We start from the raw sequence: 12,673 nt of genomic DNA, 5'->3' as shown, positions 1-12,673 counted from the left end.
CCAGAAGTACGTGCGTCTGCTCCTGTTCCTACTAGGCTTTCACCTGCTTCTCTTATCTTCTTGTAACGCTCACCAGATGACTTCATGATCGTCTTAACCTCTGCCTGCGCAATTACTGGGAATGTTCTAGAGTATAACAAGAACAATACAAAGAAGAATCCAATAGTTCCGATAAAGATCCCTATGTCCACAAATGTAGGTGAGAACATTGTCCAAGAAGACGGAAGGTAATCTCTGTGCAATGAGGTCACGATAATTACGAAACGCTCAAACCACATTCCTATGTTCACCACAATAGAGATAAAGAAAGAGAACATGATGCTTGTTCTAAGTTTCTTGAACCACATGAACTGTGGAGAGAATACGTTACAAGACATCATCATCCAGTACGCCCAAGCGTAAGGACCTGTTGCTCTGTTCAAGAAGGCATATTGCTCATACTCCACTCCAGAGTACCATGCAATAAATAACTCAGTAATATAAGCCACACCTACGATAGATCCCGTAATCATGATTACGATGTTCATCAATTCGATGTGCTGTACAGTAATATAATCTTCAAGGTTACATACCTTTCTCATAATAATAAGAAGGGTATTTACCATCGCGAATCCAGAGAAAATCGCACCCGCAACGAAATACGGAGGGAAGATGGTCGTGTGCCATCCAGGAATCACCGATGTTGCGAAGTCAAACGATACGATGGTGTGTACAGAAAGTACAAGTGGCGTTGCCAAACCGGCCAATACCAAAGATACTTCCTCAAAACGTTGCCAGTCTTTAGCTCTACCAGTCCATCCAAAACTTAATAATGAATAAATTTTCTTTTGGAAAGGCTTCACCGCACGGTCACGGATCATTGCAAAGTCAGGTAATAAACCTGTCCACCAGAATACCAATGATACCGATAAATACGTTGAAATCGCGAATACGTCCCAAAGAAGCGGAGAGTTAAAGTTAACCCATAACGATCCAAATTGGTTTGGGATTGGCAATACCCAGTATCCTAACCATGGACGTCCCATGTGAATAATTGGGAACAATCCCGCCTGAACTACCGAGAAGATAGTCATCGCCTCTGCAGAACGGTTAATTGCCATTCTCCATTTTTGACGGAATAACAATAATACTGCAGAGATCAGAGTTCCTGCGTGACCAATACCTACCCACCAAACGAAGTTGGTAATATCCCAGGCCCAGCCCACAGTTTTGTTTAATCCCCAAGTACCAATACCTGTGGATACTGTATATAAAATACACCCGATTCCCCAAAGGAAAGCCACAAGTGAAATACTAAAAACTATCCACCATTGTTTGTTTGCTTTACCTTCAATTGGCTTGGCGATATCCACGGTTACATCGTGGTATGATTTCTCGCCTGTAACTAAAGGTCTTCTAATAGGTGCTTCGTAATGAGACGCCATAATCCTTTTATAATTATTTCTTAGTTTGTTTTATTATGCTTCTGTTGTGTTTCTCACCTTAGTTTGGTAGATCACGTTTGGTTTTGTTCCAATGTGCTCTAACAAGTGATACATACGGTTATCCGCTTTAAGGTGGGCTACTTTACTATCCTTATCATTGATATCTCCAAATACCATAGCGCCACTGCTACAAGCTGCAGAACATGCTGTTTGGAATTCACCATCCTTAATCACACGTCCATCACGTTTAGCGTCAAGAACAGTTTTTTGTGTCATTTGGATACACATAGAACATTTTTCCATAACACCACGAGAACGTACCACTACGTCTGGGTTCAATACCATACGACCTAAATCGTCATTCATATGATAATCGAATTCATCGTTTCCGTTGTAAAGGAACCAGTTGAATCGACGTACTTTATAAGGACAGTTGTTTGCACAGTAACGAGTACCTACACAACGGTTATAAGCCATGTGGTTTTGTCCTTGACGACCGTGTGATGTTGCCGCAACAGGACATACAGTTTCACAAGGGGCATGGTTACAGTGCTGACACATTACTGGTTGGAAAGCAACTTGTGGATTGTCGGCCGGATGCTCCATTTCTCCAAATCCTGTCAATGAACTTCCAAGTCCAGCTATATTATCTTTCTTCTCATTATCCCCTTCGAAAGAGTCTTCAGAAGAATAGTATCTATCGATACGTAACCAGTGCATATCACGGCTACGACGTACTTCTTCTTTACCTACCACAGGAACGTTGTTTTCAGCGTGACATGCAATTACACAAGCCCCACAACCTGTACAAGCGTTCAAGTCGATAGAAAGGTTAAAGTGATGCCCGATAGAACGATCGAACTCATCCCATAAATCAACATCTGGAGATGTTACAGGGGTTTCTTCGTGGTTCAAAGACACCATAGGAATAGCATTCCAGTGAGATTTATCTTTCGTATTGAAAATCTCTAAGGTAGTCTCCTTAACAATATCTCCACGTCCCATCAAGGTATTGTGCAACTGGATACATGCAAACTCATGCATTCCTGCAGCTGCAGCAACCGTTACATTTTGAACTGTATTGAAATCTTGGTATAAAGTAAAGGCGTTAACACCAGTCTTCATTTCTTCTTTCAATCCTTCAGTTCTACCGTAACCAAATGCTAAACCAACAGTTCCTTTAGCCTGTCCTGGTTGGATCAACACAGGAACATTCTTCAAGGTCGTTCCGTTTACGGTAACATCGGCATAACTACCATCCAAAGCTCCGGTAGCTACGTGTACGTTTTTCAAGTTTAAGCTTTCAGCATCTGCCTTGGATACCGTTAGGTAGTTATCCCAAGACACACGAGAAATAGGATCTGGAAACTCTTGCAACCATGGGTTGTTGGCCTGTTGACCGTCTCCCATTCCTGTTTTAGAATAGAATACCAATTCCATTCCTTGAGAAGTGGCACCTGCCAAAGCTCTTGCTGCGGCAGCTCCAGAAGTAGCTGTAGTAGTTTCTACAGTACCTTCTTCTTCTTTCTTAAGACCTAATCCTTCAGCAACATCTTCAATGATACCACCAACGAAAGTTTTGTCTTCGTGGTGAGCACCTTCTGGAGTTTCCACTACAACACTGTGGTTAGTGGTAAACACACCATCATGCAATGCTTGACTGAAAGAAGCTCCTCCTAATACACTCGTATTCCAAGTTTGCTTGATATAGTCGTGGTAAGTAGTTGCACTTCCATTCCACTTCAATAAAGCTTCTTGGAATTGTCTTGTGTCGAACAAAGGACGAATAGTAGGTTGTGTTAACCCGTAGTATCCCTTCTTCATTTCTACATCCCCCCAAGATTCTAAATAGTGAGGTGCTGCAGCGATATATTGTGCCAATGCAGAAGTTTCATCTTTCTTCAAAGAGAATGCAATTGACAAATCTGTTTGTTTTAATCCTTCAGCAAAATCAGCAGCATTAGGTAAGGTATACATTGGGTTTACACCACTCATGATGATAGCTCCAACTTTACCAGCTTTCATATCTGCTACCAAAGCAGCTACAGCCTTATCGTTACCTTGTCTAGTTTTGATAGTTGTTTTAGGATCATATGCTTTACTCTTCAAGTGGCTATTGATTTCCAATACCACAGTTTGAGCATTTACATCTTGAAGTCCTGTTACAACTACAGCATTAGCACCAGCGCTCTTAATTTGAGCAGCAGCATTTGCAACTGCTTGAGCAACGGCTTCTGGTAAGTCTACAGATACAGAGCCACCAACCAATAATGTATAAAGTTTTGCTAAAGCTTGTTTTTGTTGTGTAGGTGTTAATGGTACACGCTTGTCAGCGTTGGCACCAGTTAACGACATGTTTGATTCAAATTGAATATGTCTAGACATTTTACCGTGGTTAGGTACACGTCCTTTTGCATATCCGGAATCAAATCCTCCACCTTGCCAATCTCCTAAGAAATCCGCACCTATTGAAACAATAGTTGATGCTTTGGAAAAATCGTAGTTAGCAAGACCTCTTTCACCGTATTTAGCTTGGTAAGCATCTAATGCAGCAGATTCAGAAACCGCATCGTATTGCACGTGCTTAACGTTTCCAAACTTGGCAGCAAACTCAGCAATCAACGCAGAAGTAGAAGGACTGGCAAAGGTTTGAGTCAATAACACAATTTGTTTTCCAGAAGCTTTAACTTCATTAAGTTTTTGATTTGTTTGCGCATCAAATTCATTCCAAGTGATAGCCGCATCACCTTTCAATGGTCCTTGCACCCTTAAACTATCGTACAATCCTAAAACAGATGCGTTCACTCTTGCGTTGGCACTACCATTTACAGCAGCTAAAGCATTGTTTTCGATTTTAATTGGACGACCTTCACGGGTTTTAACTAAAACGCTTGCAAAGTCATATCCATCTGCAATGGTAGTTGCATAGTAGTTGGCAACACCAGGAATGATTTCCTCTGGTTGCACTACATAAGGGATAGACTTAATTACCGGCCCTTCACAGGCTGCCAATGAAGCAGCAGCTGTACTAAAGCCAACGTATTTTAAGAAATCACGACGTGTTGTAGAAGAACTCTCCAAGGAGGCCTTATCTCCTAAAAACTCATCAGTCGGGATCTCTTCAACAAATTCGTTTTGTTTTAGCGTCTCAACAATAGAGCTATTCTCGTTAAGCTCTTCAACACTTTTCCAGTATTTCTTGTTTGATGACATATTATATAATTGAATTACTTCTTAATAAATTAATAATGACACTTACCACATTCTAGACCACCCATTTGAGCAGCAGTAAGTTTTTCCACTCCGTACTTTTTAGACAATTGCTCATGGATTTTAGCATAGTACTCATTATCCTGAACTTTCACCTCTGTCTCTCTGTGACAGTTGATACACCAACCCATTGTTAAAGGAGCATGTTGGTACATTACTTCCATTTCTTCAACTGGTCCGTGACAAGTTTGACATTGGATTCCTCCAACAGAAACGTGTTGCGAGTGGTTGAAATATGCAAAATCTGGAAGATTGTGAATTCTCACCCATTTTACAGGTTGTGACTCACCAGTGTATTTTTGGTCAGCATCACTCCATCCTGCAGCTGCATATAGTTTTTGGATTTCACCATCGTAAAACTCTTTGCTGTGTTCTACGGTAGTTTCCCCGTTATATTCGTAAATAGACTTGTGACAGTTCATACAAACGTTTAGAGATGGAATCCCTGAAGTTTTACTTACACGAGCAGAAGAGTGACAGTATTTACAATCGATACCGTTGTCACCTGCGTGAATTTTGTGCGAGAAGTGAATTGGCTGCACTGGTTGGTATCCTTGATCTACACCTACTTGCATTAAGTAACCGTACACAAAGTAAGCACTAGCCAACAATAAAAAGATAGCAGTTACCAAAACCAAGAATTGGTTTTTAACAAAGGCTTTCCATAATGGCAATCTAGTTTCTCCACCAGTTACATCTACACCTTTAGCTTCAGCAAACTTGTTTAAGGTTTGTCTCACCAAAATCAAAGCCATTGCCAACAAGGCAAACAATAATGCTAAAGCTCCTAAAATAATTTCATTTGAAATACCTGAACCAGAAGCTTGAGTAGCACCTCCACCTGTGGTAGCAACGTCTACTTTAGGCTCAACTTTTTCTTGAGCAGTATACGCTAAGATATCAGCTATATCCTGATCGCTTAACGTTGCAAACGCCGTCATTGGCGTATTATTAAATTCTGCAAAAATTTGATTTGCATAAGAATCGCCAGACTTAATCAATCCAGCACTGTTACGAATCCACGACTTAAGCCACTCACGATCCAATCCATGGTCATCTGCCAATCTAGCTTCCACATTCCTCAAGGCAGGACCTGTCATTTGCTTGTCTAAGTTATGACAAGCAGCACAATTGGTATTGAACAAGGATTTCCCCTTCGCAGGATCTCCTTCTTGCGCCTTAAGAGACGTTGAAAACGTGAGTAAAACAATAAACCCTAATCGAATAATCTTTGAGGTCAATTTACGGTATATCACCTGTTTCATATTAATAGTTGAATTATCTTCCAAACTTTGGTATGATTTTTTCATTCAAAAAAGAAAAAAATACAGTTATAAAAATCTCGCACAAAAGTAACATTTAAAGTGGATTCTAAAAATGTTACAGAAGTGTTAACTGATAATTTATACGCATTCTAAATAAGCTAAATTACCCATATATAATAATGTATAAGACGACCTGTTTCTAGAAAATATTTTCATATTTTAGCCGCAAGTAAATCCATAATACTAAATCATTTACACCCAAATAAACCATTCATTTTAAACTATTTTAGAATCATGACTCACAAAAATACGAAAAAAGCACTACTAGGTTTCTGCTTATTTTTAGGAGCTGTTTCCTACATACATGCACAACAAGGAATTGTAACGGTGGATAAGAGCAATGAAATTACCAAACTTTTGGAATTCAAAAAGGATGTTAACACCGTTAAGCTATATAAAATTCAAATATTTTCGGGTAACCGTGCAGGTGCGGAGAAAGCAAGATCAGAGTTTCGCGATACCTATGAGGATATACCAGTAAGTATGGAATATGACACTCCACATTACAAAATTCAAGTAGGTGCATTTAGAAGCCGTTTGGAAGCTGATAAAGCCCTTATAAAAGTAAAGGCAAACTACCCTAATGCTTTTATCTTCCAACCAAAAAGCGAGATTAAATAATCCCAAAACACATGATAATAAAAAAGCGACCAAATGGTCGCTTTTTTATTTCTGTATAATTTCAAATTGAATTTTACTTCAATTTTTTCTTCACTTCTACTTCTTGGAATGCTTCTATAATGTCACCTTCTCTAATGTCGTTATAGTTTTTAACCTGCATACCACAATCGTATCCTTTGCTTACTTCTTTAACGTCATCTTTGAAACGTTTCAAGGAAGCCAATTCTCCAGTGTAAACCACCACGCCATCTCTAATTAAACGCACACCTGCATTTCTCAAGATTTTTCCGTTGGTTACCATACATCCAGCAATAGTTCCCACTTTAGAAACTTTGAACAGTTCTCTGATCTCGGCCGTACCAGTAATCTCTTCTTTAAGCTCTGGAGATAACATACCTTCCATTGCATCCTTAAGATCATTGATGGCATCATAAATGATCGAGTACATTCTGATGTCGATTTCTTCCTTATCAGCAATCTGTCTAGCGTTACCCATTGGGCGAACGTTAAATCCTATAATGATCGCATCTGAAGCACTTGCCAATAACACGTCACTTTCTGTAATGGCTCCAACACCTTTATGGATGATATTCACTTGAATTTCTTCAGTAGACAATTTTTGGAACGAATCCGTTAAGGCTTCTACAGAACCATCCACGTCTCCTTTTAAGATGATGTTCAATTCCTGGAAGTCTCCAAGAGCGATACGACGTCCAATTTCATCAAGAGTAATATGACGTTGAGTTCTTACAGACTGCTCACGCTGTAATTGAGTACGTTTGGCTGCAATTTGTTTAGCTTCTCTTTCGTCCTCAAATACGTTGAATTTATCTCCCGCTTGTGGCGCTCCATCCAAACCAAGAATAGATACTGGCGTTGATGGTCCCGCTTCTACTACATCCTTACCTCTTTCATCGTGCATTGCTTTTACCTTACCACTATGACGACCTGCTAATACATAATCTCCAATTTTCAAGGTACCAGTTTGTACTAAAATAGTTGATACATATCCTCTACCTTTATCCAAGAATGCCTCCACTACAGTACCGGTAGCATTTTTGTTAGGGTTAGCCTGAAGCTCTAGCAATTCTGCTTCTAGCAATACTTTTTCCAATAATTCCTTAACTCCAAGACCTGTTTTAGCAGAAATATCATGCGATTGGATTTTTCCTCCCCAATCTTCCACCAATAAATTCATATTGGCAAGACCTTCTTTAATCTTGTCTGGGTTAGCTGTTGGCTTATCAACTTTATTGATTGCAAACACAATTGGCACGTTAGCCGCTTGTGCGTGGGCAATGGCCTCTTTGGTTTGAGGCATGATATCATCATCCGCAGCAATCACGATAATCGCGATATCTGTAATCTGCGCTCCACGAGCACGCATTGCCGTAAAGGCCTCGTGACCTGGAGTATCCAAAAATGCAATTTTTTGTCCGCTATCTAAGGTTACACCATAAGCTCCGATGTGCTGTGTAATCCCTCCAGACTCTCCTGCAATCACGTTTTCCTCACGGATGTAATCCAATAAGGAAGTTTTACCGTGGTCAACGTGTCCCATTACTGTTACAATTGGAGCACGTGGCTTCAAGTCTTCTGGTCTATCTTCTTCTTCTTCGATAGATTCCTCGATATCTGCAGTAACAAATTCTACTTGGTATCCAAATTCGTCCGCTACAACCGATAAAGTTTCAGCGTCCAAACGTTGGTTCATGGTTACCATCATACCAAGAGACATACATGCAGAGATAATTTGAGTAACAGAAACATCCATCATTGTAGCAACTTCACTTGCAGTAACAAACTCAGTTACTTTAAGGATTTTGCTTTCTGCTTGTTGTTGCTCTAAGCTCTTCTCAGTCTGCTCTCTATGTTGCTCTCTTTTCTCTCTACGGTACTTGGCACCTTTACCTTTCGTTGATTTCCCTTGAAGTTTTTCAAGAGTTTCACGAATTTGCTTTTGTACTTCTGCTTCGCTAGGCTCTTCCTTTACAATAGTAGGACGTTTTCCTTTTCCTTTAAACCCGCCACCTTGTTTTTGGTTACCTCCGCGATTATTATTTTGGAAGTTATTAGGTCTTGAATCGGTTCCAGTCTTACTAATGCGACGTCTTTTCTTCTTATTGGCGTCTTGTTGTGAAGTACCTGCAGCAGGTTTTTTATCTTCTTTTTTCTTTTTAGGCTTCTCAAATTGAGATAAGTCTATCTTTTCACCGGCAATTTTAGGACCTGTAAGTTTTTGATATTTGGTTTCAACACGTCCTTCTGGGAATTCTTTTGGCTTATCAGCTTGCACTTGCTTCTTCTCTTTTACAGGCTCTTTTTTAGGTTGAATATCCTTTTTTGGCTCAGGTTTGGATATTTTTTCCTCTTTTTTAGGAGCTACTGCTTCAATAGGAGTTGGAGTTGGAGTTGGAGTTGGTGCCGGAGGTGGCGTTGCAGCCTTTACTTCCTCCTTAGGAGCTTCTTCCACTTTTGGAGTTTCAACTTTAGGGGTTTCGGCCTTCGGAGTTTCCTCTTTTGGTTGTTCTACCTTTGGAGCTTCCTCCTCCTTTTTAGGAGTTTCTTCCTGTTTAGGTTCTTCAGGTTGTGTTTCCTGCTTAGGACCATCCAAGTCTATTTTTCCAACTTGCTTAGGACCGCTAAGTTCCACACGAGCCTTAACCACTTGCTGTCTACTCTCCTCTGCCTTTCTAGCCTTCTCTTCCAATTCGCGTTCACGAATTTCACGGAGTTCTTCCTTCTCCTTCTGCTTCGCTTCACTTACTTCTTTGGAGGCCACTTTTTTACTGGCATCCGTTTGAAATTCACTGGAAAGGATTGCGTAGACTTCTTCTGAAATTTTCGTATTCGGACTTTTCTCTATTTCCACGTTTTTTGATTCTAAAAAATCAACTGCACGGTCAATAGAAATATTGAGTTCTCGTAATACTTTATTTAATCTAATTGTTTGAGCCATAAATTGCCTGTAATATAAACTTATATCTGTTATTCTTCAAATTCTTCCTTAAGAATTCTGATTACTTCAAGAATTGTTTCTTCTTCTAAATCTGTTCTCTTCACCAAGTCTTGAACATCCTCTTCCAAGACACTCTTAGCAGTGTCCAATCCAGCTTTGCTGAATTCTTCAATGATCCATCCTTCGATTTCATCTGAGAATTCTGACAACTCTACATCTTCCTCTGCTCCTTCTCTGTACACATCAATCTCATAACCTGTTAATTGACCTGCCAAACGAATGTTGTGGCCACCACGTCCAATTGCCTTGCTTACTTCTTCTGGTTTCAACAAAACTTCAGCATGCTTAGTCTCTTCGTTTACTTTAATTGAAGTTACTTTTGCAGGGCTCAACGCTCTGGTGATAAACAATTGAATGTTGTTCGTATAGTTGATTACATCGATGTTTTCGTTCCCTAATTCTCTAACGATACCGTGGATTCTTGATCCCTTCATCCCTACACAAGCTCCAACTGGGTCAATTCTATCATCATAAGAATCAACTGCCACTTTAGCCTTTTCACCCGGAATTCTCACTACGTTTTTAACAGTAATCAAACCGTCAAATACCTCAGGAATTTCTTGTTCAAACAGTTTTTCCAAGAATACAGGCGCCGTTCTAGACATGATAATGGCAGGTTTGTTCCCCTTCAATTCCACGCTTTCAATAATTCCACGAACGTTTTCTCCTTTACGGAAGAAATCAGATGGAATTTGCTTTTCTTTTGGCAAAATTATCTCATTTCCTTCATCATCCAAAAGAATAATTGCTCTATGACGGATATGATGAACTTCAGCCGTATAGATTTCACCTTCCAATTCCTTGAACTGCTTATAGATATTAGTGTTATCGTGCTCGTGAATTTTAGAGATAAGATTTTGTCTTAAGGCCAAAATTGAACGTCTTCCTAAGTCAATCAACTTAACTTCTTCGGCAACATCTTCCCCTACTTCAAAGTCTGGTTCAATTTTACGAGCTTCAGAAAGAGCAATTTCCTGGTTTGGATCCTCAACATCTTCATCGGCCACTACCACACGGTTTCTCCAAATCTCTAAATCTCCTTTATCTGGGTTTATAATTATATCAAAGTTGTCATCGTCACCATACTTCTTCTTTAACGCATTTCTCAACACATCCTCCAAAATCGCCATCAACGTTACACGATCAATTAATTTGTCGTCTTTAAATTCTGAAAAAGAATCAATTAACGCAACATTTTCCATAACTTCTATGAATTAAAATTTTATAATAACTTTTGCCTCTAAAATATCGTCAAATTTTAGCTGAGCTTCCTTTTTAACTGTCACTTTTCCTTTTCCAACAGCCTTAGCTTCTCTTTCATTCCATTCCAAGGTGATCCCTTCAGAATCTACATCAGCAAGCATGCCTTCCAACTTTTGACCTTCCTTGGTTTTAACTTCCAAAATTCTACCTACATTCTTATTGTACTGCCTGTTGTGCACAAAAGGAGAAGTAGCCCCTGCCGAGGTCACTTCCAGTGAGAAATCCTGCTCCTCACGGTCCAAATTATGCTCTACAGCTCTGCTTACAAAAATGCAATCTTCAACAAGAACCCCCTCATCTCCATCAATCACAACCTTGATGTTGTTGTCTCCAACAATATCAAAATCAATCAAAAACAAGTCCTCGCGTTCTTCAAATGCCTTGTCCAATAATTCCTTTACAGTGTCTTTAAACATTTTCAGTATAAAAAGAGGGGACCCCTTGTCCCCTCGTTAATTCTTTCTCATACAACGCGGCAAATATACAACATTTATATTGATTTTCACAACCTATAGCATGTCGAATTTTATTCTTAATTTTATAGGAAGAACAACTAACATGCTAACAATGAAAAAAATACTTGTCCCTACCGACTTTTCTGCCGAAGCCGAAAACGCCTTGAAAGTCGCAGCCCAATTGGCCCGACGACGTGATGGCGAAATTTATTTGCTCCATATGCTTGAGCTTCCATTGCAACAAGTAGACGTTATGAACACCCCTAGTGAGCTCCCGGAAGCCATGTTTTTTATGAAATTGGCGCACCAAAAATTTGAGGAACTTCTTTCAAAAGATTACCTAGAAGGCATAACAGTTTATGAAAACGTCCAAACCGATGGCACTTTTAGCAATTTAGTAGACAAAGGGCATGAATTCAATGCCGATTTAATCATTATGGGATCCCATGGTACTTCAGGTATTAAAGAGATGTTTATAGGCTCTAATGCAGAAAAAGTGGTACGTACTTCAGACATTCCTGTTTTGGTCATTAAAAACAATCATGACAACTTCATGGTAAAAAATTTTGTTTTCGCTTCGGATTTTAAAAATGACAACAAAGAAACCTACAAGCAAGCGGTAACCTTGGCAAAAGAATTTAATGCAAAAATGCACTTGTTAATGGTTAACACCGCAAACAATTTCATACCAACATCAGAAGCCAGACAGCGTATCCTGGATTTCATCAAAGATTACGAATTTGATAATTACACCTTGAACATCTACAATGACTCCTCAGTGGAAAATGGCATTCTTAATTTCTCCAAGGAAATCAATGCCGACTTAATTGGAATCAGCACACACGGTAGACAAGGAATTGCCCATTTCTTTAATGGATCGATCAGTGAAGACCTGGTCAACCACGCAAAGCGTCCCGTAATTACTTTTAAAATATAAACAGGCAGCCCAAATTTAAGGGTGATCTAAGCTCAATATTGGCTGAAGTTTTTTATTTGTCTGTAGAGGAAAATACTTCTTTTTATTAAAGCCTTCAAAAGCGCATTAAAATCGCTTTTAAAGCAATAAAGACCTTCAATGCAAAACCCCCACTTTAAGAGTAGATTTTTTGTGTTATTTGAAGGGTATTGTTTTGGCAAGGTACCCAAAAACAAAAAGCCCCAGCAAAATAATGCTGGGGGCTTCAAAAAAGGCGACGACCTACTCTCCCACGGGTGCAGTACCATCGGCGCTAACGGGCTTAACTTCTCTGTTCGGAAAGGTAAGAGGTGAGCCCCGTCGCTATAACCGCCTTAAAT

7 protein-coding genes, 1 rRNA gene and 1 pseudogene are annotated in these 12,673 nt (G+C 39.6%); 2 read left to right on the top strand and 7 right to left on the bottom strand.

What is annotated here, in order from left to right; genetic code table 11:
• Positions 1-2: 2 nt before the first annotated feature.
• From nrfD to ZA06_RS13920, 3 genes and pseudogenes are all read right to left on the bottom strand, one after another.
• Positions 3-1,424: pseudogene (nrfD, locus tag ZA06_RS13930) on the bottom strand (NrfD/PsrC family molybdoenzyme membrane anchor subunit); the annotation flags it as partial.
• Between the two features lie 33 nt (positions 1,425-1,457).
• On the bottom strand, positions 1,458-4,637 hold the full coding sequence (locus tag ZA06_RS13925; RefSeq protein ID WP_053978107.1) for a TAT-variant-translocated molybdopterin oxidoreductase: 3,180 nt from the start codon (positions 4,635-4,637) through the stop codon (positions 1,458-1,460).
• 29 nt (positions 4,638-4,666) lie between these two features.
• On the bottom strand, positions 4,667-5,959 hold the full coding sequence (locus ZA06_RS13920) for a cytochrome c3 family protein (protein ID WP_053978250.1): 1,293 nt from the start codon (positions 5,957-5,959) through the stop codon (positions 4,667-4,669).
• Between the two features lie 294 nt (positions 5,960-6,253).
• On the opposite strand from ZA06_RS13920, the gene ZA06_RS13915 reads away from it, so the two are divergent.
• Positions 6,254-6,640, top strand: a complete 387-nt coding sequence (locus ZA06_RS13915) for an SPOR domain-containing protein (protein ID WP_053978106.1) — start codon at positions 6,254-6,256, stop codon at positions 6,638-6,640.
• Between the two features lie 73 nt (positions 6,641-6,713).
• Here ZA06_RS13915 and infB read toward each other — a convergent pair whose 3' ends face one another.
• The 3 genes from infB to rimP are packed head-to-tail and all read right to left on the bottom strand — an operon-like array spanning position 6,714 to position 11,338.
• The gene (gene infB, locus ZA06_RS13910) at positions 6,714-9,599 is read right to left on the bottom strand and encodes a translation initiation factor IF-2 (RefSeq protein WP_053978105.1); all 2,886 of its coding nucleotides are present in this window, start codon (positions 9,597-9,599) and stop codon (positions 6,714-6,716) included.
• A 29-nt stretch (positions 9,600-9,628) separates the two neighbouring features.
• A complete protein-coding gene (gene nusA, locus ZA06_RS13905; RefSeq protein ID WP_053978104.1) occupies positions 9,629-10,861 on the bottom strand; it encodes a transcription termination factor NusA in 1,233 nt (410 codons plus the stop codon).
• Between the two features lie 12 nt (positions 10,862-10,873).
• Positions 10,874-11,338, bottom strand: coding sequence for a ribosome assembly cofactor RimP (gene rimP, locus ZA06_RS13900; protein ID WP_053978103.1), 465 nt, complete (start codon positions 11,336-11,338; stop codon positions 10,874-10,876).
• 151 nt (positions 11,339-11,489) lie between these two features.
• On the opposite strand from rimP, the gene ZA06_RS13895 reads away from it, so the two are divergent.
• Positions 11,490-12,314, top strand: coding sequence for a universal stress protein (locus tag ZA06_RS13895; protein WP_053978102.1), 825 nt, complete (start codon positions 11,490-11,492; stop codon positions 12,312-12,314).
• A 248-nt stretch (positions 12,315-12,562) separates the two neighbouring features.
• On the opposite strand, the gene rrf is transcribed toward ZA06_RS13895, so the two are convergent.
• A 5S ribosomal RNA gene (gene rrf, locus ZA06_RS13890) occupies positions 12,563-12,670 on the bottom strand.
• Between the last annotated feature and the right edge of the window lie 3 nt (positions 12,671-12,673).

Source organism: Mangrovimonas xylaniphaga, assembly GCF_001280435.1.
Taxonomy (GTDB): domain Bacteria; phylum Bacteroidota; class Bacteroidia; order Flavobacteriales; family Flavobacteriaceae; genus Mangrovimonas_A; species Mangrovimonas_A xylaniphaga.
Note: the sequence above shows the minus strand (reverse complement) of the source record. Positions and strands in the feature narration are given on the sequence as shown.